This is a genomic window from Streptomyces sp. NPDC058534 (assembly GCF_042717365.1).
In the GTDB taxonomy this organism is placed as follows: Bacteria; Actinomycetota; Actinomycetes; order Streptomycetales; family Streptomycetaceae; genus Streptomyces.
In genome coordinates this window covers 31969-58073 of record NZ_JBHXNW010000015.1, presented here as the reverse complement: position 1 = coordinate 58073, position 26105 = coordinate 31969, and the positions used below count along the sequence as shown (strand labels likewise).

Sequence of the window (26105 nt, the reverse complement as noted above, 5' to 3'; positions counted from 1 at the left end):
TCTGTGTGGGTGTGTGTGTTTTTTATAAGATCCCGGGGGTGGGGCGGGGGGGGGGCGGCCCCCCCCCCGCGGGGGGGGGGGGGGGGGGGCCCCAGGCCACTGGCATGTGCCAGAGGGCCTGCGTCGCAGATGAGGGCCTCAGAATCCGGTCAACACGCCCTCACGAGAGGCCTCTTGGCGGCTATCGTGAAAGCCGGGATGCACCAGCGAGCGCAGGGGGAGACCACCGTGGCGCTGCAGCACAGGCCGACCGCGCCGCACCACTCGGCCCAGGACGCCCTGCGTGTCCTGGAGACGGTGACGCGGCACACCTCCGGAGTCACCGCCACCGAACTCGGCCGCGGCTCCGGCCTCGACCGGGAGCGGCTGACCGTGCTCCTGCGCATGCTGCGCCGCGAGGGCTACGTCGAGCAGACCGCCGACGGCGCGTACGTCACCGGCGAGGCCCTGGCCCGCCTGGGCTCGGCCGACGGACGCGAGCAGGCGGTGCGCGACAAGCTCCAGCGCACCCTGGACCGGCTGCGCGACTCGGTGGGCGCCGCCGTCTACATCGGCCGGTACGTCGACGGCGAGGTCAGCGTCACCCACTACGCGGACGGTCCGACCATGCCCAAGGTCAACGAGTGGGTGGACTTCCGGGTCTCGGCGCACGCGACCGCGGTCGGCAAGAGCCTGCTGACCCAGCTGGACCACGCGGGCCGCCGCGACCATCTGGCCCGGCACAGGATGGCCCGGCTGACCTCGCGCACCATCACCAGCGACAAGCTCCTGCTGTCCCGGCTGGAGTCCCAGCCGCCCACCGTGCCGGTCCTCGACCTCCAGGAGTACGCGGTGGGCACGGTCTGCGCGGCCGTCCCGATCACCGCCGGCTCCTCCGTGGGCTGTCTGGCCCTGTCGCTCCCGGTGGAACACGCGCACCGGCTCCGCGAGGCGGCGGACGAGCTGAACCGGAACGCGGCGCCGGTGCTGCTGTCGCTGACGCTCTAGGGACTGCCAACGATCCGGAACGTGGTCGAAAGCACCTCCCGGACCGGGTAGTATTTTCGTCGTCGTCGGCCGCGGGAAGCGGACGGCGGGAGTCATGCGCCGCTAGCTCAGTTGGTTAGAGCAGCTGACTCTTAATCAGCGGGTCCGGGGTTCGAGTCCCTGGCGGCGCACAGCACAAGGTCCCCCTCGTCCAGGCGAGGGGGACCTTGCTCGTTCAGAAGGTGACGTCCGAGCACGCGTAGAACGCGTTGCCCGTGTCGGCGATCGTCCAGACCGCGACGATCACGTGGTGTCCGCTCAGCCCGGACGGCAGCCTGCCGCTGTGGGAGAGCGTGGCCGGGGGCTGCTGGTTGTTGTAGGGCACCGTGAAGAACGGTGTCAGGTTGAGGTCGGACCGGGCCAGGTTGTGGTTCTGGTTCCAGCCCGGCTTGGTGACGTAGTACTTGAAGTCGGTCGTGCGGTGCCGGGCGGTGAACTGCCAGCGGAAGGTGTAGCTCTGCCCGCCGTTCACCCGGGTGGTCGGCCACGCCTGACCGCCCGGCTGCTTCGGGCTGTCCAGCGGGGCGAAGGATCCGACACCCGCGGAACAGATCTTCCCGTCGGCCGGCCCGGAGGCCGGGAAGCCCTTGGGGCCCTCCACGCTCTGCGGCTCCCACTGGATGGCGCCGCAACCGCTGACGGTGCCGTTCTGGCACACCTTCTGCCGGCTGACGGGCAGGTCGGTGTAGCCGTGGCCGCTGGCGCCGCCGGACGAGAACACGAGGGCTCCGGTGGTCGCCATGCCCACCGCGGCGGCGTACATCTTGGTCCTTGTGCGCATACTGCTGCTCCCTGTGACGTGTGGGGAAGTTCAGTGAGCCGTGCAGGTCTAGACCAAGTCTCAGATTATTGCCGTTAGTTGAACATGTCCATACCAATAGCGGAACCGGCTGGCCCGTCAGTGCCCGGTGTCGCCGCGCCCCGCGCAGAACGCCACCGTCAGGTCCTTCACCAGCATCTTGCGCTCGTAGTCGTCCAGTTCGACCAGCCCCCGCACGGTCAGCCGGGTCACCGTGTCCTCCACCGAGTCCACGACCGAGGTCAGCACGCTGGCCCGCTGTGCCGCGTCCAGCGCGGCGATCCGGCGCCGGTGCATCGCCGCGGCGACCTCGGGGGCGTACTCCACCCGGACCGGCCGCACCGAGAACACCTCCAGACCGACCGGCGCCGTGTCCGCCGCGACCAGCCGGGTCAGCGTGTCACCGGCCACGTCGGCGGAGCTGCGGACCGTGCCGAGCGGCTCCACCGGGACCCGGGCCAGCGCGGCCTCGACGCACTCGCGCAGATACGTCTCGTGGTCCTCGACGCCCAGCGTGGCCTTCACGGTGTCCCGCACCCGCCAGACCACCAGCGTCACCGCCCGGAGCGCGACCCCGTTGCCGTCGGCCGCGGGCATCGGCTCGCTGCGCCAGTGCCGCAGCCGCACGTCGACCCGGCGGCGCAGCAGCAGCGGGTTCACCCACATCAGGCCGGTGCGCCGGACGGTCCCCCGGTAGCGGCCGAACAGCCCGAGCACCCAGGCCCGTCCGGTCCGGCCCCGGGCCAGCCCGCCGAACCCGAACATCCCGAGCGCCCCCGCCGCCGCGTACGCCGCCCACTGCGCGGGCCCGAGCCCGGCACCGGCGTACGCCGGCAGCCCCAGCGCCTGGGCCGCGAGCGGCGGTACGACCCCGGCCCACCAGGAGGTGACCGCGCAGCCGGCCGCTCCGCAGAACCCGGCGGCCACTCCCGCGGCGCCGGGCAGCACCCGGGCCGGACGCTCCGTCAGCTCCGGGTCGACCTGCGGCACCGGACGCGGTCGCGCCGCTTCGGGCCGCCGCGTCCGGGGCTGCTCGCCGGTGCCCTGCCGGCGGCCGACGACCGCGGGCCGCAGCGGCACCGGCGCCGGATCGGGGTCGTCGCGGAAGAGCAGGTGGACGGGGATCTCGGTGGTGGCCTCGTTGTGAATGACCCGGGCGGGCCGGGGGCCGGTCTCCGACGCCGGCGAGGGCCCGTCGGCGGCCGGGGCCGTGCTCTGCGGGTTGGTTGACGATGTCGTACTCATGCGTGCTCCAGCCTCCGCGCCAGACGCCTCATGAACGGGTGATCACCTCGGGGCGGACGGTCACGAGAAGAGCCGCCGCCAGGTCTCCGGGCCCGGATAGCCGTCCGCCGCGCCACCGCGCCAGCCCTGGGCGCGCTGGAAGGCCTGGACGGCCCGCCGGTCCGCCTCACCCCAGCGCGGACCCGGTCCGGTCGTGTAGTACCTGCCGAACCCCTTCCGCACGAGCTGCCCGCCCAGCCGGGTGACGTACGGATTCTCCGCACCCGGCCGGAACATCGCCCGGCCCGGATAGCCGGCCACCCCGTGCGAGGCCGGACTCGCGGCCGCCGCCGGGACATCCTTGCCGCGGCCCTCGGCCAGCAGCCGCCAGGTACCCGGACCCGGCAGTCCGTCGGCCTCCCTGCCCCGCCAGCCCTGGGCCAGCTGGAACGCCTCGGTCGCCCTGCGGTCCGCCTCCGACCAGCGCGGGCCGGGCCCGGAGGCGTAGTAGCGTCCGGCACCCCGGGCGGCGAGCATCCGGCCCAGCTCGGTGACGTGCCGGTTGTTGGCGCCGGGCCCGAAGGACGACGCCCCCGGGTAGGCGGAGGCCGCGGCCGGCGCCCCGCCCGCCGTGCCCGCCGTGCCCGCCGTTCCCGCCGTTCCCGCCGTGCTCGCCGTGCCCGCCGCGACGCCCTTGTAGCGGTAGGGGAGGTACTTCGCGGAATCGCTCCAGTAGGCGTAGGGCGTGGCGAGCTTCCGGGCGTGCGGCGGGGTCTGCTCGTAGGCCGTGTAGGTGGTGTGCGTGCCGTCCGTCCAGCCGCCGAAGATCACCACATGGGAGCCTTTCTGGGGGTCGGACGCCTTGTGGAACAGCAGAATGTCGCCGGGCTGGAGTTCGCCCTTGGTGATCCGGTCCGCGACGGTGCCGAGGCTTCCGGTCCATTCGTTCGTCGGCAGTTTCCAGGCCATCGACACATAGCCCGAGCAGTCCTGCCGGTATCCGTCGGACCAGTAGGCGGTCATGCTGTACGGCACTTTCGCGGTGACCCAGGTCTTGGCCCGGTCGATGATCTCCGTACGGCTGATGGTGGCCAGTTCCGCGCCGGGCGCGGGCGCGGGCCGGCCCGCCGGACCGTGCAGCGGGGCCCTGGCACCCTGGGGGGTGTCCGGCTCCTCATCTGCGGGGACGCCCGGTCGCACGGGTGCGTGGGCGGCGGCCGGGAGCGCGGCGGCACCGCTCGCCCCCAGTGCGGCGACGGCGGCGGTGGCCACGGTCAGCGCGCGCCGGCCCGTCGGGGAATGCGGCGGGACGCGCGTCCGGTGACGGCAACCGGGGCAGTCGCAGTCGCTCGCGGCATCGAATTCCTCGAATACGGGAGTCTCCATGCGATTCCCCTCACACTCCCGATCGAAATGTCCGCGGCGGTGCACTTCGGTACATGTCCGTCAGTTTCTCAACTGGTCTCCTCATTCGCATGTTGACGGCCCGAATGATGTAACGGGCCCCCCGGCGCGGGCCGCCCGGGGGGTCCGGAGCACCGCCCGGCATCGGGTAGAGTTGCGCAGGTCAGCAGGCGCCGCTAGCTCAGTTGGTTAGAGCAGCTGACTCTTAATCAGCGGGTCCGGGGTTCGAGTCCCTGGCGGCGCACAGACGGCCCAAGGCCCCTCGTATCACACGGGGGGCCTTTGGCGTATCCGGGTTCCGAACGCCTTGCGATCATGACGAATCCCGTAGAACCCTGGTCCGGTTCAGCGGCCGGGTGCCGAGGGGGCCTCATGCAACCGAGGGCCCCCACTCCATGTCTATATAGGGTGTGTGTCGGTCGAGGGGGACCGGTGCAGACGATGGAAGCAACGAAACACGCATGACCCGCGTGTGGGGGGATGACACATGACGTCGACGCCGACGGGCGCCGGGCAGGACCACGACCCGTCACAGACCACCCAGCTCAGATTGCCCGGGCATCGGACCTGGAACACCGGCTCGTTCCGCCGGATACGCAAGACCCTGCCGAAGTACGACTACGAGCACTACAGCCGGCTCGCGGGCCCCCTCACCCAGCCCGACCCGAACCAGCCGTACAAGGTCCAGTACCGCTCGCTGATATCCCAGGAGCCGCACCGCGTCCGGGTCGCGCTGATGCTGGCCGCCGCCCCGCTGCTGTCGGTGGTGCTGCTGGTCTGGCTGCTCCAGCCCACGCACTGGACCGAGCGCGACTACCCCGCCTTCGACTGGCTACCCACGCTCGACATCGTGATGCTCGTGGCGATCGGCCTGATCGAACTCTTCCGCTGCCTGAACGTGCTGTCGAACGCGCACGCCACCCTGGTCGCCCGCGACCCGGTCCCGGTGGTGCCCGAGACCGGCACCCGGGTCGCCTTCCTCACCTCCTTCGTGCCCGGCAAGGAGCCGCTGGAGATGGTGACGAGGACCCTGGAGGCGGCGGTCAGGATCCGCCACCGCGGTCTGATGCACGTCTGGCTCCTCGACGAGGGTGACGACCCCGGGGTGAAGGAAGTCTGCGCGCGCCTGGGAGTACATCACTTCTCCCGCAAGGGCGTCGCCAAGTGGAACCGGAAGAAGGGCCCGCACCGCGCCAAGACCAAGCACGGCAACTACAACGCCTGGCTGGAGGCGCACGGCGACGACTACGACTTCTTCGCCTCGGTCGACACCGACCACGTGCCGCTGCCCAACTACCTGGAGCGGATGCTCGGCTTCTTCCGCGACCCGGACGTCGGCTTCGTCATCGGCCCGCAGGTCTACGGCAACTACGACAACCCGATCACCAAGGCCGCCGAGTCGCAGCAGTTCCTCTTCCACGCGCTGATCCAGCGCGCGGGCAACCGGTACGGCTCCCCCATGTTCGTGGGCACCTCGAACGCGGTGCGTATCAGCGCGCTCAAGCAGATCGGCGGCCTGTACGACTCGATCACCGAGGACATGGCGACCGGCTTCGAGATCCACCGCCACAAGAACCCGGCCACGGGCCGCAAGTGGCGCTCGGTCTACACCCCGGACGTGCTCGCGGTGGGCGAGGGCCCGAACGCCTGGACGGACTTCTTCACCCAGCAGATGCGCTGGTCGCGAGGGACGTACGAGACGATCCTCAAGCAGTACTGGAAGGGCTGGTACTCGCTGCCGCCGAGCAAGCTCTTCAACTACACCATGATGATCATCTTCTACCCGATGTCGGCCCTGAACTGGATCCTGGCCGCACTGAGCTGCTGCCTGTTCCTGGGCCTGGGCGCCTCGGGCGTCAACATCGACCCCGCGGTCTGGCTGATGCTCTACGGCAACGCCTCCGCGCTCCAGATCGGCCTCTACGTCTGGAACCGCCGCCACAACGTCTCGCCGCACGAGCCGGAGGGCTCCGGCGGCGTGGCCGGCATGATCATGTCCGCGCTGTCGGCGCCGCTGTACGCCAAGGCGCTCATCGACTCGGTGCTGCGCCGCAAGAGCAAGTTCGTGGTGACCCCGAAGGGCGACTCGGCCAGCCCGGACACCCTGTTCGGAACCTTCCGGTACCACTGGTACTTCATCGTCATCTTCGGCGCCTCGATCACCGCGGGCTTCGTCTTCGGGCACTCCCACCCCGCCATGATCATCTGGGCGACGTTCGCGCTGCTGATCACCGCGTCGCCGATGTTCGCCTGGCGCCACGAACTGCGGAAGGCGAAGAAGCGGCCGCCGGCCGTGGCCGCGGAGCCCGCGCCGGGGATCCCACCGCAGCAGATGGCGCCCGAGCAGACGTACGCGCCGCACGCGCCGCACGCGCCGCAGCAGAAGCCCAGCTGGGCAGCGCCCGCCGACGGGGGCGACGACCAGACCATGCAGATCGCCCTTGGTGGACTCGGGGGACTTGGGGGACGTAAGGAATGAAAGACCGTGCCGGCCGCCGCCGCGCCCGTCGCTTCGCGATAGGTACGGCGGTGGTAGTCGCGCTGGCCGGGATGAACGGGCCGTGGCTCTACCGCTTCGGAACCGAGAAATACCACCAGTACAAGATCAATCAGCCGGAGTACAAGGCCGCCAACGGCAAGTGGGAGATCGTCGAGTTTCCCGAGAAGTACCGGCAGAACACCATCCACGCGGCGCTGCTGCGCACCGGCAAGGTGCTGCTCGTCGCCGGGTCGGGCAACAACCAGGACAACTTCGACGACAAGAAGTTCGACACCCGGATCTGGGACCCCGTCAAGGGGACCATCAAGAAGGTGCCGACGCCCGCCGACCTGTTCTGCACCGGCCACACCCAGCTCGCCAACGGCAACCTGCTGATCGCGGGCGGCACCAAGCGGTACGAGAAGCTCAAGGGTGACGTCACCAAGGCCGGCGGCCTGATGATCGTCCACAACGAGAACCCGGACCAGCCGATCACCCTGCCGGCGGGCACCAAGTTCACCGGCAAGGAGAACGGCAAGACCTTCGTCTCCAAGGACCCGGTCCTGGTGCCCCGCGCCGAGAAGGTCTTCGACCCGGAGACCGGCGCGTTCGTGCGCAACGACCCGGGGCTCGGCCGGATCTACGTGGAAGCCCAGAAGAGCGGCCGGAAGTACCAGACGGGCACGCAGGACAACTACCGCATCCAGGGCCTGTCGGGCACGGACGCGCGCAACACCTACGGCATCGCGCAGAAGCTCGCCCTCGACAAGAAGGACTTCCAGGGGATCCGGGACGCCTTCGAGTTCGACCCGGTCGCCGAGAAGTACGTCAAGGTCGACCCGATGCACGAGGCCCGCTGGTACCCGACGCTCACCACCCTGAGCGACGGCAAGATCCTCAGCGTCTCCGGCCTCGACGACATCGGCCAGCTGGTCCCGGGCAAGAACGAGATCTACGACCCGGAGACCAAGGAGTGGACCTACACCGACAAGGTCCGCCAGTTCCCGACGTACCCGGCGCTGTTCCTCATGCAGAACGGCAAGATCTTCTACTCGGGCGCGAACGCCGGCTACGGCCCCGACGACGTGGGCCGCGACCCCGGCATCTGGGACGTGGAGACCAACAAGTTCACCAAGGTGCCCGGTCTCAGCGACGCCAACATGCTGGAGACCGCCAACTCGGTGCTGCTGCCGCCGGCGCAGGACGAGAAGCACATGGTGATCGGTGGCGGCGGGGTCGGCGAGTCCAAGCTGTCCAGCGAGAAGACCCGGATCATCGACCTCAAGGCGGACGACCCGAAGTTCGTGGACGGGCCGTCACTGGAGAAGGGCACGCGCTATCCGCAGGCCTCGATCCTGCCGGACGACAGCGTGCTGGTCTCCGGCGGCTCGGAGGACTACCGGGGGCGCGGCGACTCCAACATCCTCCAGGCCCGGATGTACCACCCGGACTCCGAGGAGTTCGAGCGGGTGGCCGATCCGCTGGTGGGCCGGAACTACCACTCCGGTTCGATCCTGCTGCCCGACGGACGGCTGATGTTCTTCGGGTCGGACTCGCTCTACGCCGACAAGGCCAACACCAAGCCGGGCAAGTTCGAGCAGCGGATCGAGATCTACACGCCGCCGTATCTGTACCGGGACTCGCGGCCGGACCTGTCCGGCGGGCCGCAGACCATCGCGCGCGGTGAGTCGGGCACGTTCACCTCGCGGGCGGCGTCGACGGTGAAGAAGGTGCGGTTGATTCGGCCTAGCGCCTCAACGCACGTCACGGATGTCGACCAGCGGTCGATCGCGCTGGACTTCGAGGCGGACGGGGACAAGTTGACGGTGACGGTGCCGAGCAATAAGAACTTGGTTCAGTCGGGGTGGTACATGATGTTCGTGACTGATGGGGAAGGGACGCCTTCCAAGGCGGAGTGGGTGCGAGTTCCGTAGCGCTCCCGCAGGTTGTGACTCAGGGTGCGGGAGCGCTGTGGCTTGTCGCGCTCCCGCGGCGGAGCCGCATATGTCACAGCCCCGCGCCCCTGGGGAGTTATCCCTGGGCCAGTTTCAGGGCGTACTCGGGGTACCACTCGCCCGCCTTGGGGCCGCCCTTGCATTCGCCGTCCGACTCTCCTGGGCGCTTCACCCACACGTAGGCATCGACCAGGGGGTCGGACGTCTTCGTCGTCGGGGTTTCGCCGAGGGCGCGGCCCGGGGGGTTGCACCAGCGTTCGTCCGGGTTGCCCTCGGTGTAGGGGCCGTTGCCGTTGCGGCTGGTGTCGATGACGAAGGGCTTGCCGCCCACCTTGGCGGAGAGCTGCTTGCCGTAGGCGATGGAGTCCTCGGTGGTGTAGAAGTTCGACACGTTGACCGAGAAGCCGTCCGCCTTGTCGATGCCGGCCCGCTTCAGCGGGTCGAAGATCTGGTCGGGGTGGCCCCAGCCGACGTTGCCCGCGTCCAGGTACACCTTGGTGTTCTTCAGGGCGGCGAGCTTGCCGATCGCGTCGTTGAGGAGGGCGTAGCGCTCCTCGTGGAACTGTTCCGGGGTGCAGCCGTCCACCAGGTGGAGCACGGCGTCCGGTTCCAGGATGACCGTGGCGGAGCGGTCGCCGATGCCCTTGGCCACGCCGTCGACGAAGTCGCGGTAGGCGTTGCCGTCGGCGGCGCCGCCGCCCGAGTACTGGCCGCAGTCGCGGTGCGGGATGTTGTAGAGGACGAGCAGCGCGGTGCGCCCGGCCTCGTCGGCGGCCTCGGTGAAGCCGCGGGCCTGTTCCTCGGGGTTCTCCGGGCTGAGCCACTCGCCGGTCGGCTGCTGGGCGATCTTGCGGATCTGCTCGGCCTGGTCCTTCTCGCCCGCCTCGGCCAGCGACGCCACCTGCTGCGCCGCGGTGCCGTCGGGGTTGACCCAGAACGGGTCGGCCTCCTTGGGCTGCTGCGTGATCTTGGCGCCCGCGTTCTGGCCCTTGTCCTCTCCGTCTCCGGAGGAGGAGCAGCCCGCGAGCAGCAGCGCCGCGCCGAGCACCGCCGCCGACGTTCGCCTCGTGGACAACGTCGCGGCCCCCCTGCTGCCGTACATCCAACCCCCCTGGGTGCGTTCCGAGGCTCAATCCTGACATACGCCTCTGGCACTCAAGAGGTTCCGGGACCGGGCGCCGGTTCCTGTGCTAGGGGCCGGTTCCGGTCAGGTACGCGGAGACTATGACGTTGGCCGTGTAGCTGTTGGTGGTGTGGTCGAAGGTGCCGCCGCAGGTGATCAGGCGGAGTTCGGCGCGGCCCGTGTCGTGGGGGCCGTAGGCCTGTTGGGCGTCGAAGCCGGCGCGGGTGAGGACCTGGACGTCGTCGACGGTGAACTCGGCGGTCCCGCCGTCGTCGCGGGTCACCCGGACCGTCTCGCCGGGATCCAGGGTGCTCAGCTCGTAGAAGACGGCGGGCCGGGCCTCGGTGTCGACGTGGCCCACCATCAGCGCCGTCCCGGTGGCGCCCGGGGTGACGCCGGCCGCGTACCAGCCGACGGAGCCCGCCCGGTCGAACGGCGGTGATTCGATGGCGCCCTCGGCGTCGAGTCCGCTGGGCAGGACCGGGGCGCTGATGTCGAGGCCGGGAACGTCGAGCCGTTGCGGCAGGGCGTCGCCGAGGGGGGCGTGGGCGGGCGGCAGCGGTACGTCGGGGGGCCGGCCGGCCGCCGCCATGTCTCCGGTGGCGGGCCGGGATATGCCCTCGCGCACGTCGGTGGCCTCCCCGCCCCACAGCCACAGCCCGAGGAGCAGCACGGTCCAGGCGATGCCGGTCACCAGGCGGCCGCCGGGGGCGGTGGTGCCTCGCGCGTCCGGTTCGGACATGGTCAGTCCGTCCCGCGGCTCCGGCTGCGGACGCTGCGCAGCGCGACGGCGACGGCGGCGATGCCCGCGAGGACCAGGCCGGTCACGGTGTGTGCGGTGCCGGGGGGCTCGGGGCGGGCCTCCTCGCGGCTGTCGGCGGCGGCCAGCTGGGCGCTGCCGCCGCCGCCCGCGTGGACGGGGGCGACGGGAGAGGCGGGTGCGGCCGGGCGCCGGCGCTCGCCGACATTGACGGTGCCGTTGCGGGCGTCGTCGCCGCAGGTGACCCGTACGGCGTACGCGCCGGCCTCCATGCCGGAGCGGAGCGTGCCGGTGCCGACGAGGACGCCGTCCCTCGCGGCCAGGGTCAGCCGTGCGTCGGAGACGAACGCCGCCGACACGGCGACGGCCGTCTTCTCGGTGCAGCCGGGCACGCGCAGCTCGACGTCGCCGCCGGGCGCGGGCGAGGACGGAGACACCGAGACGCCCGCGCCGTCGGCCGCGTGGGCGGCGGGCGCGACCGGTGCGAGCGCCGCCGCCAGGGTGGCGCCGGCACAGAGAGTGACCTTCAGTGAGCCCATCGTGCACCTCCAGTTACCTGGAGACTCCCCCGCGGAACCCCCTCCCGCATCCTGCACGCGGGCCGGACTGCTCCGAACGGGTTACGACGAGGCGCAACGGGTTTCAGACCCGCTCGATGCGATTGCGAAGACGTGTACGACCTCGCGCAGACCAAGCGCTGCACCGTGCACCGCATCTACGAGGACAACGACACCTCGACCTACTAGCGCCGGGTGCAGCGCAAGGACTTCGAGATGATGGTCCGTGACCTTGAGCACGGCGTGATCAGCGGCGTCCTGGCCCACAACATCGACCGCATCGCTCGCCAGCCACGCGACCTCGAACGGCTCATCGACATCTACGAAGAGGCACCGTCAGCTACGAGAGGTACGGGTTCTACTACTACTGCCGCGCTGCGGACGGTGGCTGCGGCAAACTCGCCCGCAGTGGCCCCCCGGTGGAGGATCACGTCGAGAAGGTCCTGCTCGACGTGCTCAGGATGCAGGCACACGATGTGAAGCCCACACAGGACGACGATCCCGAGTCAGCCGAGGCGAAGGAGACCCTGAAGCAGGTCCAGGCCGACAAGGCCGAGGCTCGCCGGCTTCGGGCCGACGACCTGTTCTCACTCGCTGAATTCGCCCGCGAGATCCGCCGCCTTGAGGAGAAGGAGAGAAAAACAAGGGAGAAGGTCGCCACCATCGTCGCGGCACCCAGGCGCGCCGGCTCCGCGGCGGCACGCATCGTCCGCGAGTGGGAGACATACACCGTCGAGATGAAACGGCGAGAGATGACACGGAGAATCGAGGCCGTGGTGATCAAGCCTGCGGGCAAGGGCGGGGCACAGCGCGGAGCGTTCCGGGCCGACTTGATCGAGATCGTGTGGAAGTGACCGCGTACATCTGACCGCAACCGTTCAATTACAAAAAGTTACTGAAGGCTGACGCATGGATACGCCGGAGTCCAACGGTCGGCGACCTGATCCGTCCGGACGCACGACTGCTTAGCATGGGCACCCCACGGCCCACGCACGGCAGGAGTCCGCCCCCATGACAGAGCGCAAGCCCATCGAATCGTGGCTCACGGACATGGATGGAGTGCTGATGCACGAGGGGGTCCCAGTACCTGGTGCGGATGCTTTCATCAAGAAGCTTCGCGACTCAGGGCGACCGTTCCTGGTCCTCACCAATAACTCGATCTACACCGCCCGGGACCTGCACGCCCGCCTGAACCGGATCGGGCTTGAGGTGCCGGTCGAGAACATCTGGACCTCCGCCCTGGCCACCGCGAGGTTCCTGGACACTCAGCACCCCGGCGGTACCGCCTACGTCATCGGTGAGGCCGGTCTGACGACAGCTATGCACGACGCCGGCTACGTGATGACCGATACCGACCCTGATTTCGTGATCCTGGGTGAGACTCGGACCTACTCGTTCGAAGCACTGACGAAAGCCATCCGCCTGATCAACAACGGCGCCCGGTTCATCGCCACCAACCCGGACAACACCGGACCGTCGCCAGAGGGCGCGCTCCCCGCAACGGGTTCCGTGGCTGCGCTGATCACGAAGGCCACGGGGAAGGAACCGTACTTCGTCGGCAAGCCGAACCCCCTGATGATGCGGACCGGCCTGAACGTCATCGGAGCCCACTCCGAGACCAGCGCCATGATCGGTGACCGGATGGACACCGATGTGCTGGCCGGGCTCGAAGCCGGGATGGAGACCTTCCTCGTACTCACGGGACTGACGACGAGGGGCGACATCGACCAGTACCCGTACCGGGCAACCAAGGTCGTGGACTCGATCGCGGACCTGGTGGAGCTCGTCTGATTCCTGTCTGCTGAGTCCGCCAACTGCGGCTTCAGGACAGCTCAGCTCCCGGTCGCCTCCTTCCACGCGTCGACGTACGACGTGAGGTTCTTCTCGATGTCGTTCCAGTCGGGTTCGAAGATCTCGACGCCGTCCATCAGCTTGGCCAGTTCGATGGCGTTGGCGTCGGTGGCCTTGACGTCCTGGCGGGCCGCGAAGCCGCCGCCGACCTCGCTGACCTGCTTCTGGGCCTTCTGGCCGAGCATGTAGTCGAGGAGTTTTTTGCCGTTCTCGCTGTGCGGGGCGTCGGTGACCAGGCCGGCCGCGTAGGGCAGGGCGAAGGTGGTGGGCTTGCCGCCTTCGCGGGCCGGGAACCAGATGCCGAGGTTGGGCATGGTCTTGGACTGGGCGAAGTTCATCTGCACGTCGCCGTTGGCGACCAGCAGCTCGCCCTTGTCGACCTTGGGGGCGAGCTTGCCGGTGGAGGCGGACGGGCCGACGTTGTTGGCCTGGAGCTTCTTCAGGTACTCCATGGCCGGCTTCTCGCCGCCGAAGTCGTGCATCGCCTTGATCAGGACGGCGGTGCCGTCGCCGGCGACGCCGGGGGTGGAGTACTGGATCTTGTTCTCGTACGTGTCGTCGAGCAGGTCCTCCCAGGTGGCGGGGGCCTGCTGCTTCAGGTCCTTCTTGTTGTGGATGAATCCGAAGTAGTTGTTGACTACGGCGGTCCAGGTGCCGTTGGCCGCCTTGTCGGCGCCGCTGACCTGATCGACGCCCGCCGGGGCGTACTTCTGGAGCAGGCCCTTGGTGTCGGCCTGCTGGATGAAGGGCGGGAGGGTGACGAGCACGTCGGCCTGCGCGTTGCGCTTCTCGCGGGTGGCGCGCTGGACCATCTCGCCCGAGCCGCCCTCGACGTACTCGACCTTGATGCCGGTCTCGTTCTCGAAGTCCTTGAAGACCTGGTCGTACCAGCCGTCGCCGTTCTCGCCCTTGAGGCCGTCGGCGCTGTAGACGGTGACGACGTTCTCGTCGGAGGCCGCGGAGTTGGCGCCGCAGGCGGTCAGGGGGAGGGCGAGGAGGCAGAGGGCGGCGAGCGGCAGGAGGGGCTTTCCGGGCATGGCGAGGTGAACTCCTTGCGGGAGAAGGTCGGTCGGGCTCGGGTCAGCGGTAGGAGGCTTTGGTGCGGATGCGCGAGACGGCGAGCAGCACCAGCAGAGTGGCCGCCATCAGGACCACGGCGACGGCGGAGCCGGTGAAGAGGGCGCCGCGGTCGGTGGCCGCGTAGATCAGGACCGGCAGCGGGGTCCAGTCCGGCGGGTAGAGCATCATCGTGGCGCTCAGCTCGCCCATGGACAGGGCGAAGCAGAGGCCGGCGGCGGCGGTCAGGGACGGCAGCAGCAGCGGCAGCCGCACCCGCAGGAGGACGTGGGCCGGGGAGGCGCCGAGGGAGGCGGCGGCCTGTTCGTACGCCGGGTCGAGGCGGGTGATCGCCGCGGACACCGACTGGTACGCGAAGGCGGTGACCAGCACGGTGTGGGCGACGATCACGATCCAGCGGGTGCCGTTGAGGAGGAACGGCGGCTGGGAGAAGGCGACCAGGATCGCCAGGCCGACCACGACGGAGGGCACGGCGACCGGCAGGACGAACAGAGCGTCCATGACCTTGCGGTGGCGCTTGCTCAGCGCGGCGGCGGCGAGCGCGGCCCAGGTGCCGGCGGCCAGCGCCAGCAGGCTCGCGGCGAGCGCGGTGACCAGGCTGGTGGTGAGGGCCTGGAGGGCCTCGCCGCGGGTCGCCGCCCGGTAGTTGCCGGTCGTCAGGCCGGACGGCAGGACGCTGGACCAGTTGGTGGCGAAGGACGCGCCCAGGACGACGAGCAGGGGGAGGGCGAAGAGGGGCAGGAAGAGGACGAGGAAGACCGCCCACAGGGCCCACCTCGCCTTGCGGCTATGCACCAGCACGGCGGCTCACCACCCGGTAGAGGCCGTACAGGCCCACGGAGATCGCGACGTTGACGACGGCGACCACACAGGCGCCCGGGTAGTCGGACTCCAGCATGGCCTTGCTGTACACGAGCGTAGGCAGGGTGGTGACGCCCTTGGCGCCGGTGAAGAGCACGATGCCGAACTCGTTGAGGCACAGCACCAGGACGAGGCTGCCGCCGGCCGCGAGCGCGGGCAGCGCCTCCGGCAGGACGATCCGGCGGATGATGCGCGGGGCGCGGGCTCCGAGCGAACTGGCCGCCTCCAGCTGGGCGGTGTCCAGCTGCGAGAACGCGGCGAGCAGCGGGCGCACCACGAACGGCGTGAAGTACGTGATCTCCGCGAGCAGCACGCCCCAGGGCGTGGTGAGGAACCGGAAGGGCCCCTCGGACGCCCCGGTGGCGTCCGTCCACAGCCCGTTGGCCATGCCGACGGAGCCGTAGATGAACAGCAGGGCCAGTGTGATCAGGAAGGACGGGAAGGACAGGAAGACGTCGATGAACCGCGACACCGCCCGCGCCCCGGGGAACGGCACGAACGCGATGACCAGCGCGAGCACGAACCCGAGCACCAGACACCCGACGGTGGCGGCCACCGCCAGCCACACGGTGGTCCACAACGCGTCCCGGAACGCATACGAGGCGAAGACGTCCGCGTACGGCTCAAGCGAGGTCCCGCCGCTGTCGGGCTGAAAGGACTGCTGAACGACGAGGGCGAGCGGATAGAGAAAGAAGAGCGCAAGGAGCACCACTGGAGGCAGGGCCCACACCAGCGCCCCATAGGGGCGCGGGGCTGTGCTCGATTTGCGGCTACCGCCGCCCGGGCGCGACCAGCCGACAGCGGCCCGCGGCTTACGCACAACCTCAGCCATGGTCCACCCCAGCGGGCAGCAACACCGCATCCTCGGGCGAGAAATGCAGACTCACCGACTCACCGTGCGCCGGCGGAGCCTTCAGTTCACGCAGGTCGGCCATCACCCGATGACCACCCACGTCGACGAACAGCCGATGCGTCGACCCCCGCCACTGAATCTCCCCCAGCGTCCCGGTGAGCCGGTTGGGCCCGTCCCCGAGCCCGACGAGATGCGGCCGCACGCACAGGACGGCCGACGCGCCCCGCGCGGCACCCCCCGTGTCGACCTTGATGTCCGCGCCTCCGAAGGACACTCCCCCGGCTCCGACGGTCACCGGCAGCAGGTTCGCGCCCCCCACGAAGGATGCCGTGAACTCATCGGCCGGCGCCCGGTACAACTCCCTCGGCGTCCCGCATGCGCGCAGCTTCGCCTTGTCCATGACCGCGATCCGGTCGGCGAGGGTGAGCGCCTCCACCTGGTCGTGGGTGACGTAGAGGATCGACACGTCGGGCAGCTCGCGGTGCAGGCGGGCCAGTTCGGCGAGCATGCCGGAGCGCAGCTGGGCGTCGAGGGCCGACAGGGGTTCGTCGAGGAGCAGGACGCCGGGCCGGATGGCGAGCGCGCGGGCGATGGCGACGCGCTGCTGCTGGCCGCCGGACAGCTCGCGGGGGTGGCGGCGGGCGTAGGCGCCCATGCCGGTCATGTCCAGCGCCTCGGCGACCCGTTCCCGGATGTCGGCCCGGGGGACCTTGCGGGCGCGCAGTCCGAAGGCGACGTTCTCCTCCACCCGCATGTGCGGGAACAGCGCGTACTGCTGGACGACCATGCCGATGCCGCGCCGGTGCGGGGGCAGGTCGGTGACGTCGCGGTCGCCGAGGAACACCCGGCCCGAGGCGGGCCGTACGAACCCGGCGACCGCCCGCAGCGCGGTGGTCTTGCCGGATCCGGACGGCCCGAGCAGCGCCATGACCTCGCCGGGTCCGACGGTGAGGTCGAGGGCGTCGAGGACGACGTTGCCGTCGTAGGCGACGGTGACCGAGTCGAAGCGGATGCCGCTGCTTGTGGCGCTCATCAGCCGTCTGCTCCCCGCAGCAGGGCGGGCAGGCCGGCGACCGAGTCGAGGACGTGTCCGGCGCCCGCCGCGCGGAAGGCGTCGTCGCCGTGGGCCCCGGTGCGCACCCCGGCGACCAGTCCTGCGCCGGCCCGTACGCCGCTGAGGACGTCGTACGAGGTGTCGCCGACGACGGCGACCTGGCGTACGGCGTCGGCGGCCCTGGTCCGCAGGAACGCCTCCAGCACCATGTCCGGGTACGGCCGTCCGCGCCCGCCCGCGTCGGCGGGGCACAGGGTGAGCGGCACCAGGTCGCGCCAGCCGAGGGCGTCGAGGATGGCGTCCTGGGTGACGCGGGCGAAGCCGGTGGTCAGGACGACGGTACGGCCGTCGGCGGTCAGCTCCTCGACGGCCTCGCGGGCGCCGGGGACGGGTGCGATCAGGCCGCCGTCGACGAGTTCGCCGTACGCCTTCTCGAAGGTGGTGTTGGCGTGCTGGGCGCGGTCCTCGTCGCCGAACAGGTGCCGGAAGACGGAGATCTTGGACTCGCCCATGGTGGCGCGGACGTAGTCGAGCTTCTCGGCGTGGTCCGCGGTGCCCGGTTCGACGCCCAGTGCGCGGGCGGCGGCGTCGAAGGCGCGCTCGACGAGGCCGCCGTCGGCGACGGTGGTACCGGCCATGTCGAGGACGACGAGGCGGATGTCTGTCGTGGTCATAGGTGCTTCACCAACCCAGTTCGTTCGCGGTGGTTTCGGCTATCGCGGGTGAGCAGGTCATGCCGCGCCCGCCGGGCCCGGTGACCAGCCACACGCCGTCGCGCACCCGTTGCCGGTGCACGACGCGGCTCTTGTCGGTGCACTGCGCGTACACCCCGGCCCACCGGCGGCGGACCTTGGGCAGTGGCCGGCCGAGGAGGGACTCGACGACGCCGGTGAGGTGGTCGTAGGGGTCCTCGACGGTGTCGAAGGCGAAGGGGTGCTCGTACTCGTGGGTGTCGCCGATGGTCAGTCCGCCGTCGGCGCGCTGCACCATCAGCAGCTGCATCCTGTGTTCGGCGGCCGTGGCCGGCTGCGGCTGCCGCGCGTTCAGCTCGTCCAGGGCGGGCGAGCCGTAGGCGGGGTAGTAGCGGAAGCTGTCGGCGTCGGCGACCGAGGTGGTGAGCGGTTCGCCGAGGGGGTCGGTCTGCATCATCTGGAGGCGGACCCGCCGCACGGGCAGGTCGGGCCCGGCCAGCTCGCGGACCAGGCCGCCGAGCCAGGCGCCGGTGCACAGGACGACGACGTCGCCGGTGTGCGTGTCGCCGTGGTCGTCGCGGACGGCGTTCTCGCCGATGACGTCGCGGACCTCGCGGCCGGGCAGGAAGGTGTACTTCGGGGACCTGCGGAGTTCGGCGCGCAGGGCGAGCTGGGCGGTGCGGGGTTCGACGGCGGCGTCCCGCTCGCAGTACAGCGCGGCGTCGAACTCGCCGCGCAGGGCAGGGTTCAGGGCGCGGGCCTCACCGGCGGTGAGCAGCTTGTGGCCCCGGGCGGCGGCGTCCGGGCGGGCTACGGCGGCCTCCGCGACGGCGCGTTCCAGGTCGCCGCGGACCGGGGTCAGGGAGCCGTTCGGGCGGAAGCCCAGCGCCGGGATCCGGCCGCCGATCTCCTCCCACAGCTCCCGGGCCCGCAGCGCGGTCTCCAGCTCCTCGCCGCCCGCGCGGCCACTGACCCAGATCTGGCCGAAATTGCGCAGCGAGGCGCCGCGGGCCTCCGTCTCTCGCTCGATCTGTACGACCTCATGGCCGCGGTTCACTGCGTGCCAGGCGTGCATGGTGCCCACCACGCCGGCTCCGACGACTATCACTCTCACGACGGCCACGCTCCTTGCCAAGGGGGAACCGGAGGAATCCGGCTGACAACGAGAGCGTGAACTGGTCATCACGTTTGGGCTAGACCCGTTATCTTTTCGTTATGAACTGACGGTCTGGGCGAGCGGTGGTTTTCAGCCGCGCAGATGGGTCGTGAAGGAGAAGCGGTCGCCCCGGTACAGGGTCCGCACCCGCTCCAGCGGGCGCCCCTCCGTGTCCCGGGAGACGCGGTGGATGAGCAGCATCGGGAGGGCCGGCGGAGTGCCGATGAGCAGCGCCTCGCGCGGGGTGGCGAGCACGGTCTCGATGCGTTCGTCGGCGTCACCGAAGGCGATGCCCTGCCCGGCGAGATGGGCGTAGAAGGACGAGTCCGGGTCGAAGGCGGTGTCCAGGTCGGGCAGCCGGGCCACGGAGAGGTAGGTGCTCTCCAGGCCGACCCGCTCGTCGTCGGCGAGCAGCACCCGCTCCAGGTGCCAGACGGGCTCCCCGCGCGTGAGGCCGGTCTCGGCGGCGAGCGCGTCGGGGCAGGGGAAGCGGTCGAGGGTGACCAGCCCGCGGCCGGGGGTACGTCCCTGGCGCCGGACGCCCTCGGTGTAGCTGGCCAGGGAGAGCGGCTGCGCCAGCTTGGGGCCGGCGACCACGGTGCCGCGCCCCTGCCGGCGCAGCTTGCCCTCGAGGACCAGCTCGCGCAGCGCCTGCCGCACGGTCTCGCGGGCGACCTCGTACCGCTCGGAGAGGTCCCGCTCGGTGGGGATGGCGCTGCCCTCCCTCAGCTCGCCGACCAGACGGTCGATCCGCGCCTTGACGGCGTAGTACTTCGGCACGCGGCCGTGCTCCGGGATCCCGGCGCGGACGGGGGAGCCGGGGGCCTGGTCGTTCGGATAGTCCACGCAGGGATGGTCGCAGACGGGGGCGCGCCCTGGTGAGGCGGTGAGGCGGTGAGGCGGTGGGGGCGGTGAGGCGGTGGGGGCGGTGAGGCGGTGGGGGCGGTGGCGTCAGCGGCGGCGTCCGCGGGTCAGCAGTAGGGCCGTGCCACCGGCGGCGAGGAGCAGGAGGGTGACCGCCAAGGCCGTCTCGACCCGGCCGGGTCCGGTACCGGCGAGTTCGTCGGCGGAGAGGATGCCGGTGCTCTGGTCCTCCGGGGTGGCGGGGTCGGCGCTCTGCTCGGTGGCGGACTCGTCGGGGGACGTGTCGGGGGACGTGTCGGGGGACGTGTCGGGGGGCGCGTCGGCGGGGGTGCCCCGCCCGATGCGGAAGCGGTAGTCGTTCGACTGGCCGATCCACTCGCCGTCGCCGCCCCGGCGCTGGACGACGGCCGCGTTGGCGGTGACCTCGCCCGGGGCGGTGTCCGAGGTCAGCGAGAGGCGCAGCTTCACGGTGAGGGTCTTGCCGGGGGCGACGGTGAAGCCGGCGAAGCGGTCGGTGGCCGCGTCGTCGCCGTCGCCCGCGTTCTCGTCCTCACCGAAGGCGCCGATCAGTTCGTCCCGGTCGGTCTTCTCGAAGACGACGGGACGGGGGCCGGCGCCGTCGTAGAACTCCAGTTGGGGCTGCGACGGTTCCAGGGCCCGGCGCTCGTCGACGAGGACGACGACCGGGTGGACGCCCGAGCAGGTGCGGGAGGTGGTGTTGGTGAGGTCCAGATACCAGACGCCGAAGCCCCCGCCGGGTTGGTAGCGGGCGGGGCCGCCGTGGACGCGGGTGGTGAGCGGGAAGGCGTTGTCGTCCGGGGCCGTGCAGGCGGGCAGGGGATCCGGGGAGTAGGCGTACGCGGGAACGGCGGGCACGAGGACGGCGGACGCGGCGGCACCGGCGGCGAGGAGGGCGGCTGCCGCCACCGGGCGGGGGAACGTGGGCGTGAACAGTCGCATAAACACATGAGCGTGTCGGACGGTCCGGTCCTGCGGCACCGCCGTTCGGGACACGCCCCTCGAACGGCGGCGGCGATGCGCTCGTTCGGCGCACGCGGCTCAGCCGCCGTCCCCCCGCCCGAACAGCGGCGCGAGCAGCAGTTGGGCCGCGCCCTCCGCGACCCCGCGCGTCCCGCCGGGCGCGATCCGCACCGGTACGGCACCCTCCTGGCCGCCCTCGCGCCGGGCCCGGGCGTCGAGGACGGCGCCCACCCCCCGGACGAAGGCGTCGGGTGCGGCGGTGACGGTACGGCCGCCCAGCAGGACCAGGTCGATGTCCAGCAGCCCGGCGAGGTTCGCGGCGCCCGCGCCGAGCACCCGTGCCGCCTCCGCGAGGTCGCCGCGGCCGACGGCGGCGAGGCACAGGGCCTCTATGCAGCCGCGGGCACCGCAGGTGCAGGGCGGCCCGTCCAGCTGGATGACCTGGTGCCCGAACTCCCCGGCCCCGGTCCGGGCCCCCCGGTGCACCCCGCCACCGATGACGAGACCGGCACCGAGCCCCGTACCGAGATGCAGATAGGCGAAGGACCCGCCCGCACGACGGGTCGCGCCGCCGGCCGCATCTCCGCCACCGGCCGCATCACCACCCGGCACGCCACCACCCGCCGAGCCGCGGCCAACCTCACCGCCGCCCGCCGCCCCGCCGACACCCGCAGGCCCATCACCCACCGCGCCGCCCCCCGTAGCGCCGCCAACCCCCGCGACCCCGCACGCCGATCCGCCACCCGCCGAGCCGCGACCGACCTCACCGGCACCCGCCGACCCATCACCCCCCGCCCCGCCGGCCGCGAGGCCACCCGCGAGGCCCACCGCCAAGCCCAGCGCAGCCGCGTTGGTGTCCTTGTCGACGACGACCGGCACGCCCAGCCGCCGCTCCAGCGCGTCCCGCAGGGGGAAGCCGTCCCACTCCGGGAAGCCGGTGACCCGGTGCAGCACGCCCCGGACGTGGTCGAGCGGGCCGGGGAGGGCGACGCCGAGGCCGAGCAGGGTGGGAGCGGCGGCGAGGGTGCCGTCCGGCGGGCGCAGGGTGTCCGCGGTCAGCTCCCGCGCCGTCCCGGCCACCGCCTCCACCACGGCTCCCGCACCCGCGCCGAGGTCCAGCGGCGCACGCCGCTCCCCCACCACCGTTCCGTCGAGGTCGACCAGCACCGCCCGCAGCTCGTCCCGGTCCAGGTGCACGCCGACCGCGTGGCCCGCCTCCGGCACCAGGCGCAGCACGGTGCGCGGCTTGCCGCCCGTGGACGCGCGGCGTCCGGCCTCGGCGGCCAGGCCACGGTCCCGCAGCCGGGCGGTGATCTTGCTGACCGCCTGCGGGGTGAGCCCGGTCCGCTCGGCGAGTTCGAGCCGGCTGATGCCCTCCGGGCCGGCGCCGCGCAGCAGGTCGAGGACGAGGGCGGTGTTGTGACTGCGCAGCGCGAGCAGGTTGGCCCCGCCGGACCCGCCCCGCATCCCGCTCATCCCACTCATCCCGCTCATTCCGCTCATCCCGCCGCCACCGCGCGCCGGGCCCGTACCGATACCCGCGCCGATGCCCTTACCGGCACCCGCGCCGACGCCCGTACCGGCACCCGCACCGACGCCCTCACCGATGCCGCCGCCCAGGCCCCCGCCCGCCCCCGTACCTCCGCCGTTCGCTCCGTTCACGCCCCCATTGTCCCCGGCGCTTGCACTTTGGCAACACCGTTGTGAAAGTGGGAGGCATGACTGGTACTCCCCCCGCCCACGCCCCCGGCGGTCCGCTGCGCGTCGGCCTCGTCGGCTACGGCCTCGCGGGCTCCGTCTTCCACGCCCCGCTGATCGCCGCGACCGAGGGCCTGACCCTGGACACCGTCGTCACCTCGAACCCGGAGCGGCAGCGGCAGGCCCGCACCGAGTTCCCGGACGTACGGACCGTGGCGACCCCGGACGAGCTGTTCGACCGGGCTTCCGAGCTGGACCTCGTCGTCATCGCGTCCCCGAACAAGACGCACGTGCCGCTCGCGACGACGGCCCTGAAGGCGGGTCTGCCGGTCGTGGTGGACAAGCCGGTCGCGGGCACGGCGGCCGAGGCGCGCGAGCTGGCGGCGCTGGCCGAGGAGCGCGGCCTGCTGCTCTCCGTCTTCCAGAACCGCCGCTGGGACAACGACTTCCTGACCCTGCGCGAGCTGATCGCCGAGGACGCCCTGGGCGACGTATGGCGCTTCGAGTCGCGCTTCGAGCGCTGGCGGCCGAAGCCCAAGGGCGGCTGGCGCGAGTCCGGCGACCCGGCGGAGATCGGGGGTCTGCTGTACGACCTCGGCAGCCACGTCGTCGACCAGGCCCTCGTCCTGTTCGGCCCGGCCACGCAGGTGTACGCGGAGTCCGTCGTCCGGCGCGCGGGCGCGGAGGCGGACGACGACACGTTCATCGCCCTCACCCACGCGAGCGGCGTCCGCTCCCACCTCTACGTCTCCTCCACCGCCGCCCAGTTGGGCCCCCGTTTCCGGGTGCTCGGTTCGAAGGCCGGCTACGTCAAGCACGGCCTGGACCCGCAGGAGGCGGCGCTGCGCGAGGGCGGGCGGCCGGGACCCGGCTGGGGCGAGGAGGACGAGTCACTGTGGGGCCGGCTGGGCTCCGGTGAGTCCCCGGTGACCGGCGACGGAAGCGCGGCGCCGACCGTTCCCGGCGACTACCCGGCCTATTACGCGGCCGTGGCGAAGGCCCTGCTGGAGGGCGGCCCGAACCCGGTGGACGCCCGGGAGGCGGCCGACACCCTGGACGTACTGGAGGCGGCCCGCCGGTCCGCCCGCGACGGAGTGGTGGTGGCCCTGTGAGTCCCGAGGCACCCAAGGCAGCCGAGGCATTCGTACCGACCGTGGCGGAGCTGGAGGAGCAGGAACGCCGCCTGGTGTTCCGCCGGTTCACCCACGAAGACGCGTGGGCACTGGGCTCCCTGCTGGTGGAACTGGCCCGCGAGCGTCAGGCGCCCGTCGCCATCGACATCCACCGCGCCGGGCAGCAGCTCTTCCACGCCGCCCTGCCCGGTTCGACCCCCGACAACGACGCCTGGATCGCGCGCAAGCGCCGGGTGGTGGAGCGGTACGGCTCGGCGTCGTACCTGGTCGGTTCCCGCTTCCGGGCCAAGGGCACGACGTTCGAGGAGTCCTCGCGGCTCGACCCCGACCGGTACGCGGCGCACGGCGGCTCCTTCCCGGTCACGGTGGCCGACGTCGGCGTGGTCGGCTCGGTGACGGTGTCCGGGCTGCCGCAGGTGGCGGACCACCTGCTGGTCGTGGAGGCGCTGGAGCGCTTCCTCGGCGAGTAGCCCAGTACGCCCATACGCCGTTAGGCCCTTACGCCCTTACGCCCTTACGCCCCTTACGGCGGTCCCCGGGAATCACGGCCCGTCCCCTCCGGTTGGCACGCGGTGTACGCATGACGATCACAACGCCCCACCGGAGGGATCGCGGCTGATGAGCGACACGAAGGCTTCTTTGCGGGAATCGGTCGGACGGTACGGCGTCTGGAGCGTGCAGCTGCGCGCCGAGGACCCGGCAGGCGGCCGTGAACGCGCCGAGGCCACCGCCGAGTTGGAGCGGCTCGGGTACGGCGCCCTGTGGCTGGGCGGCAGCAGCTCCGCCCGGCACGCCGCCCCGCTGATCGAGGCGACCTCGCGGATCGTCGTCGGCACCAGCATCCAGAGCATCTGGGAGCACGAGGTGGCCGAGGCGGCGGCGAGCTTCGCCGAGCTGGAGGTGGCACACCCGGGCCGCTTCGTGCTCGGCCTCGGGGTGAGTCACGGCCCGCGTGTGGAGGGGTACCGGCGCCCGTACTCGACGATGGTCGGCTACCTCGACGGCCTCGACCGGGCCGGGATGCGGTCCGGTCACCGGGTGCTGGCCGCGCTCGGCCCGAAGATGCTGGACCTCTCCCGGGACCGGGCGGCGGGCGCGATCCCGTACCTGGTCACCCCGGAGCACACCGCCGAGGCCCGCGAGCGGCTCGGCGAGGGCCCACTGCTGGCCCCGGAGTTCAAGGTGGTCCTCGACTCCGACCCGGCCCGCGCCCGCGCGACGGCCCGCGCCTACCTCGCCCGGTACCTGGAGCTGCCGAACTACACGAAGAACTTCCTGAACCTCGGCTTCACCGACACGGACGTCGCCGGCGGCGGCAGCGACCGCCTGATCGACGCCGTCTTCGCCTGGGGCGACGAGGACACGATCCGCGCCCGGATCGACGCCTTCCTCGACGCCGGCGCCGACCACGTGGCCCTCCAGGTGGTGGAGGACGACATGACGCGGATTCCCAGGGAGGGCTGGCGCAGGCTGGCCGCCCTGCTGGACTGAGCCAAACATTCGCGTCGCATTCAGGAGTTGTTCACTCACTGGTGGTTCCGAAGTGAACAGGCCGGATCGACAAAGGAGCCATATCGTGATGCGCAGGTCATGACTCCGTCCCCTTGCGGCGCCGTCCGGCACGCATCACGAAAGGTGGCATGCGCAATGAATGGTTCCCTTCGAGGGCCCACCCAGCACGCCGGTACACGTGACTTCGACGCCGACCCGCAGGTGACCGTCTCCGGGCTCGGCCACGCCGCAGGGCGCTGCCCGTCGCTGTACGACGCGATACGCAAGATGCGTGCGCACGGCTCGGCCATGGAAGCTGAGAAGCATCGTGTGAACGTCGCTCGCTGAGAGCCGCAGCAGGCGAGGGGGAGCGTCCGTGACCCAGACGCCGAATGCTTTTGACTCCTATCCGGAGGAACCCCCCGGGCGCACCTTGGGCGACAAGTACTTCATGGAGTTCATGAGGCTCGTGCACATCAGCCTGAGGAGCGGATGGTGGGGCGAGTTGCTGAGCGCGGTCCTGGGCGGAGCGGGGGGCGCCTGGCTCGGCCACGACGACGACCTGCCGATGGAGGAGGCGCTGGGGGTCGCCGTCTCCATGGTGGGCATCATCATCGGGTCGGTCTTCGCCATCCTGGCGATGATCACACGCGCCTGCGACAACAACTTCCTCAAGAAGGCGAGGAAAGCACGGCTCCTGCCCATCACCAATTACTTGTGGCCGTTCTTCACGGTCATTGCCATGGGGGTTCTTTCGACCGTTCTCCTGCTGGTCGTGGCCGGAATCTCCGAAGACGCCCCGACGGCGTTCCGCATGGCGGTCGCGGGTGCGGCGGGGTTCTGCATCCTCTGGACGCTGGCCGGCCTCCTTCCCGCCATGGGGGCTCTCATCGTTTTCACCCGCCTCATCGAGAAGACCTCGGGCATCGACTGAGACAGCGGAAACGACACCGGTGCGGGACGCGAACGCCGCGTCCCGCACCGGCACGGCCCAACCCCCCGTGTCACGCGTCGACGGTGTTCACCCCGTGGCGGTACCCACCCTCCAGGGTGTGATAAACCTCACC

The 26105-nt window shown here is 71.2% G+C and carries 26 protein-coding genes and 2 tRNA genes; 13 read left to right on the top strand and 15 right to left on the bottom strand.

What is annotated here, in order from left to right; all coding sequences use genetic code 11:
* Nucleotides 1–228 precede the first annotated feature (228 nt).
* Entirely contained in the window at nucleotides 229–987 is a 759-nt protein-coding gene (locus ACFWR9_RS12140) for an IclR family transcriptional regulator (RefSeq protein WP_383839503.1), read from the top strand.
* A 96-nt stretch (nucleotides 988–1083) separates the two neighbouring features.
* A tRNA-Lys gene (locus tag ACFWR9_RS12135) sits at nucleotides 1084–1157 on the top strand.
* Between the two features lie 44 nt (nucleotides 1158–1201).
* Here ACFWR9_RS12135 and ACFWR9_RS12130 read toward each other — a convergent pair.
* The 3 genes from ACFWR9_RS12130 to ACFWR9_RS12120 all read right to left on the bottom strand — a co-directional run bounded on the left by ACFWR9_RS12130 (nucleotide 1202) and on the right by ACFWR9_RS12120 (nucleotide 4435).
* Nucleotides 1202–1807: a lytic polysaccharide monooxygenase gene (locus ACFWR9_RS12130; RefSeq protein ID WP_383839500.1), complete on the bottom strand. Its 606-nt coding sequence runs from the start codon at nucleotides 1805–1807 to the stop codon at nucleotides 1202–1204.
* Between the two features lie 117 nt (nucleotides 1808–1924).
* Nucleotides 1925–3070: an SPFH domain-containing protein gene (locus tag ACFWR9_RS12125; protein WP_383839497.1), complete on the bottom strand. Its 1146-nt coding sequence runs from the start codon at nucleotides 3068–3070 to the stop codon at nucleotides 1925–1927.
* Nucleotides 3071–3130: 60 nt separating this feature from the next.
* A complete protein-coding gene (locus ACFWR9_RS12120) occupies nucleotides 3131–4435 on the bottom strand; it encodes a peptidoglycan-binding protein (protein WP_383839494.1) in 1305 nt (434 codons plus the stop codon).
* A 188-nt stretch (nucleotides 4436–4623) separates the two neighbouring features.
* Between ACFWR9_RS12120 and ACFWR9_RS12115 the strand changes: the two genes are divergently transcribed.
* The 3 genes from ACFWR9_RS12115 to ACFWR9_RS12105 all read left to right on the top strand — a co-directional run bounded on the left by ACFWR9_RS12115 (nucleotide 4624) and on the right by ACFWR9_RS12105 (nucleotide 8866).
* A tRNA-Lys gene (locus tag ACFWR9_RS12115) sits at nucleotides 4624–4697 on the top strand.
* 243 nt (nucleotides 4698–4940) lie between these two features.
* Nucleotides 4941–6932 (top strand): glycosyltransferase family 2 protein, encoded by a 1992-nt coding sequence (locus tag ACFWR9_RS12110; RefSeq protein WP_383839491.1) that lies wholly within the window; start codon nucleotides 4941–4943, stop codon nucleotides 6930–6932.
* A complete protein-coding gene (locus tag ACFWR9_RS12105) occupies nucleotides 6929–8866 on the top strand; it encodes a galactose oxidase-like domain-containing protein (RefSeq protein WP_383839488.1) in 1938 nt (645 codons plus the stop codon). Before ACFWR9_RS12110 ends, ACFWR9_RS12105 begins: the two co-directional genes overlap by 4 nt.
* A 97-nt stretch (nucleotides 8867–8963) precedes the next feature.
* Here the strand turns inward: ACFWR9_RS12105 and ACFWR9_RS12100 are convergent, their stop codons facing one another.
* From ACFWR9_RS12100 to ACFWR9_RS12090, 3 genes are all read right to left on the bottom strand, one after another.
* The gene (locus ACFWR9_RS12100) at nucleotides 8964–9989 is read right to left on the bottom strand and encodes a glycoside hydrolase family 6 protein (RefSeq protein WP_383839485.1); all 1026 of its coding nucleotides are present in this window, start codon (nucleotides 9987–9989) and stop codon (nucleotides 8964–8966) included.
* An 88-nt stretch (nucleotides 9990–10077) separates the two neighbouring features.
* Complete coding sequence (locus ACFWR9_RS12095) at nucleotides 10078–10752, bottom strand: class F sortase (protein ID WP_383839483.1); 675 nt, start codon at nucleotides 10750–10752, stop codon at nucleotides 10078–10080.
* A gap of 2 nt (nucleotides 10753–10754) precedes the next feature.
* Nucleotides 10755–11309: a hypothetical protein gene (locus ACFWR9_RS12090; protein ID WP_383839480.1), complete on the bottom strand. Its 555-nt coding sequence runs from the start codon at nucleotides 11307–11309 to the stop codon at nucleotides 10755–10757.
* A 234-nt stretch (nucleotides 11310–11543) separates the two neighbouring features.
* On the opposite strand from ACFWR9_RS12090, the gene ACFWR9_RS12085 reads away from it, so the two are divergent.
* The 3 genes from ACFWR9_RS12085 (at nucleotide 11544) to ACFWR9_RS12075 (ending at nucleotide 13118) form a co-directional block, all read left to right on the top strand.
* Nucleotides 11544–11807, top strand: coding sequence for a hypothetical protein (locus tag ACFWR9_RS12085; protein ID WP_383839705.1), 264 nt, complete (start codon nucleotides 11544–11546; stop codon nucleotides 11805–11807).
* On the top strand, nucleotides 11747–12181 hold the full coding sequence (locus ACFWR9_RS12080) for a hypothetical protein (protein WP_383839478.1): 435 nt from the start codon (nucleotides 11747–11749) through the stop codon (nucleotides 12179–12181). Before ACFWR9_RS12085 ends, ACFWR9_RS12080 begins: the two co-directional genes overlap by 61 nt.
* Before the next feature lie 157 nt (nucleotides 12182–12338).
* A complete protein-coding gene (locus ACFWR9_RS12075; protein WP_383839475.1) occupies nucleotides 12339–13118 on the top strand; it encodes an HAD-IIA family hydrolase in 780 nt (259 codons plus the stop codon).
* A gap of 41 nt (nucleotides 13119–13159) precedes the next feature.
* Here ACFWR9_RS12075 and ACFWR9_RS12070 read toward each other — a convergent pair whose 3' ends face one another.
* The 9 genes from ACFWR9_RS12070 to ACFWR9_RS12030 form a co-directional block, all read right to left on the bottom strand.
* Nucleotides 13160–14215, bottom strand: a complete 1056-nt coding sequence (locus ACFWR9_RS12070; RefSeq protein ID WP_383839472.1) for a 2-aminoethylphosphonate ABC transporter substrate-binding protein — start codon at nucleotides 14213–14215, stop codon at nucleotides 13160–13162.
* Between the two features lie 43 nt (nucleotides 14216–14258).
* Entirely contained in the window at nucleotides 14259–15056 is a 798-nt protein-coding gene (locus ACFWR9_RS12065) for an ABC transporter permease (protein WP_383839469.1), read from the bottom strand.
* Nucleotides 15043–15948, bottom strand: coding sequence for a 2-aminoethylphosphonate ABC transporter permease subunit (locus ACFWR9_RS12060; protein WP_383839466.1), 906 nt, complete (start codon nucleotides 15946–15948; stop codon nucleotides 15043–15045). Before ACFWR9_RS12060 ends, ACFWR9_RS12065 begins: the two co-directional genes overlap by 14 nt.
* The gene (locus ACFWR9_RS12055) at nucleotides 15941–17002 is read right to left on the bottom strand and encodes an ABC transporter ATP-binding protein (RefSeq protein WP_383839464.1); all 1062 of its coding nucleotides are present in this window, start codon (nucleotides 17000–17002) and stop codon (nucleotides 15941–15943) included. Before ACFWR9_RS12055 ends, ACFWR9_RS12060 begins: the two co-directional genes overlap by 8 nt.
* Nucleotides 17002–17697: an HAD family hydrolase gene (locus tag ACFWR9_RS12050; protein WP_383839460.1), complete on the bottom strand. Its 696-nt coding sequence runs from the start codon at nucleotides 17695–17697 to the stop codon at nucleotides 17002–17004. The genes ACFWR9_RS12055 and ACFWR9_RS12050 overlap by 1 nt, the downstream gene beginning before the upstream one ends.
* Before the next feature lie 7 nt (nucleotides 17698–17704).
* Nucleotides 17705–18829, bottom strand: a complete 1125-nt coding sequence (locus tag ACFWR9_RS12045) for a TIGR03364 family FAD-dependent oxidoreductase (protein WP_383839458.1) — start codon at nucleotides 18827–18829, stop codon at nucleotides 17705–17707.
* A 132-nt stretch (nucleotides 18830–18961) separates the two neighbouring features.
* Complete coding sequence (locus tag ACFWR9_RS12040) at nucleotides 18962–19717, bottom strand: GntR family transcriptional regulator (protein ID WP_383839455.1); 756 nt, start codon at nucleotides 19715–19717, stop codon at nucleotides 18962–18964.
* 105 nt (nucleotides 19718–19822) lie between these two features.
* On the bottom strand, nucleotides 19823–20695 hold the full coding sequence (locus ACFWR9_RS12035; RefSeq protein ID WP_383839452.1) for a hypothetical protein: 873 nt from the start codon (nucleotides 20693–20695) through the stop codon (nucleotides 19823–19825).
* Between the two features lie 99 nt (nucleotides 20696–20794).
* Complete coding sequence (locus tag ACFWR9_RS12030) at nucleotides 20795–22219, bottom strand: ROK family protein (protein ID WP_383839702.1); 1425 nt, start codon at nucleotides 22217–22219, stop codon at nucleotides 20795–20797.
* 215 nt (nucleotides 22220–22434) lie between these two features.
* On the opposite strand from ACFWR9_RS12030, the gene ACFWR9_RS12025 reads away from it, so the two are divergent.
* The 5 genes from ACFWR9_RS12025 (at nucleotide 22435) to ACFWR9_RS12005 (ending at nucleotide 25972) form a co-directional block, all read left to right on the top strand.
* Entirely contained in the window at nucleotides 22435–23526 is a 1092-nt protein-coding gene (locus ACFWR9_RS12025) for a Gfo/Idh/MocA family oxidoreductase (protein WP_383839449.1), read from the top strand.
* The gene (locus ACFWR9_RS12020; protein ID WP_383839446.1) at nucleotides 23523–24017 is read left to right on the top strand and encodes a heme-degrading domain-containing protein; all 495 of its coding nucleotides are present in this window, start codon (nucleotides 23523–23525) and stop codon (nucleotides 24015–24017) included. Before ACFWR9_RS12025 ends, ACFWR9_RS12020 begins: the two co-directional genes overlap by 4 nt.
* A 148-nt stretch (nucleotides 24018–24165) precedes the next feature.
* The gene (locus ACFWR9_RS12015; protein WP_383839443.1) at nucleotides 24166–25038 is read left to right on the top strand and encodes an LLM class F420-dependent oxidoreductase; all 873 of its coding nucleotides are present in this window, start codon (nucleotides 24166–24168) and stop codon (nucleotides 25036–25038) included.
* Nucleotides 25039–25194: 156 nt separating this feature from the next.
* On the top strand, nucleotides 25195–25386 hold the full coding sequence (locus tag ACFWR9_RS12010; protein ID WP_383839441.1) for a hypothetical protein: 192 nt from the start codon (nucleotides 25195–25197) through the stop codon (nucleotides 25384–25386).
* Nucleotides 25387–25414: 28 nt separating this feature from the next.
* Nucleotides 25415–25972, top strand: a complete 558-nt coding sequence (locus ACFWR9_RS12005) for a hypothetical protein (RefSeq protein WP_383839438.1) — start codon at nucleotides 25415–25417, stop codon at nucleotides 25970–25972.
* Nucleotides 25973–26105 lie beyond the last annotated feature (133 nt).

Bases quoted from the DNA above. Each gene is read 5' to 3' on its own strand.
- ACFWR9_RS12075 (WP_383839475.1), top strand. From the start codon at position 12,339: ATGACAGAGCGCAAGCCCATCGAATCGTGGCTCACGGACATGGATGGA.
- ACFWR9_RS12100 (WP_383839485.1), bottom strand. From the start codon at position 9,989: ATGTACGGCAGCAGGGGGGCCGCGACGTTGTCCACGAGGCGAACGTCG.
- ACFWR9_RS12105 (WP_383839488.1), top strand. From the start codon at position 6,929: ATGAAAGACCGTGCCGGCCGCCGCCGCGCCCGTCGCTTCGCGATAGGT.
- ACFWR9_RS12095 (WP_383839483.1), bottom strand. From the start codon at position 10,752: ATGTCCGAACCGGACGCGCGAGGCACCACCGCCCCCGGCGGCCGCCTG.
- ACFWR9_RS12070 (WP_383839472.1), bottom strand. From the start codon at position 14,215: ATGCCCGGAAAGCCCCTCCTGCCGCTCGCCGCCCTCTGCCTCCTCGCC.
- ACFWR9_RS12015 (WP_383839443.1), top strand. From the start codon at position 24,166: ATGAGCGACACGAAGGCTTCTTTGCGGGAATCGGTCGGACGGTACGGC.
- ACFWR9_RS12010 (WP_383839441.1), top strand. From the start codon at position 25,195: ATGAATGGTTCCCTTCGAGGGCCCACCCAGCACGCCGGTACACGTGAC.
- ACFWR9_RS12090 (WP_383839480.1), bottom strand. From the start codon at position 11,309: ATGGGCTCACTGAAGGTCACTCTCTGTGCCGGCGCCACCCTGGCGGCG.
- ACFWR9_RS12120 (WP_383839494.1), bottom strand. From the start codon at position 4,435: ATGGAGACTCCCGTATTCGAGGAATTCGATGCCGCGAGCGACTGCGAC.
- ACFWR9_RS12050 (WP_383839460.1), bottom strand. From the start codon at position 17,697: ATGACCACGACAGACATCCGCCTCGTCGTCCTCGACATGGCCGGTACC.
- ACFWR9_RS12035 (WP_383839452.1), bottom strand. From the start codon at position 20,695: ATGCGACTGTTCACGCCCACGTTCCCCCGCCCGGTGGCGGCAGCCGCC.
- ACFWR9_RS12055 (WP_383839464.1), bottom strand. From the start codon at position 17,002: ATGAGCGCCACAAGCAGCGGCATCCGCTTCGACTCGGTCACCGTCGCC.
- ACFWR9_RS12130 (WP_383839500.1), bottom strand. From the start codon at position 1,807: ATGCGCACAAGGACCAAGATGTACGCCGCCGCGGTGGGCATGGCGACC.
- ACFWR9_RS12125 (WP_383839497.1), bottom strand. From the start codon at position 3,070: ATGAGTACGACATCGTCAACCAACCCGCAGAGCACGGCCCCGGCCGCC.
- ACFWR9_RS12110 (WP_383839491.1), top strand. From the start codon at position 4,941: ATGACGTCGACGCCGACGGGCGCCGGGCAGGACCACGACCCGTCACAG.
- ACFWR9_RS12085 (WP_383839705.1), top strand. From the start codon at position 11,544: ATGATGGTCCGTGACCTTGAGCACGGCGTGATCAGCGGCGTCCTGGCC.
- ACFWR9_RS12060 (WP_383839466.1), bottom strand. From the start codon at position 15,948: ATGGCTGAGGTTGTGCGTAAGCCGCGGGCCGCTGTCGGCTGGTCGCGC.
- ACFWR9_RS12030 (WP_383839702.1), bottom strand. From the start codon at position 22,219: ATGAGCGGAATGAGCGGGATGAGTGGGATGAGCGGGATGCGGGGCGGG.
- ACFWR9_RS12025 (WP_383839449.1), top strand. From the start codon at position 22,435: ATGACTGGTACTCCCCCCGCCCACGCCCCCGGCGGTCCGCTGCGCGTC.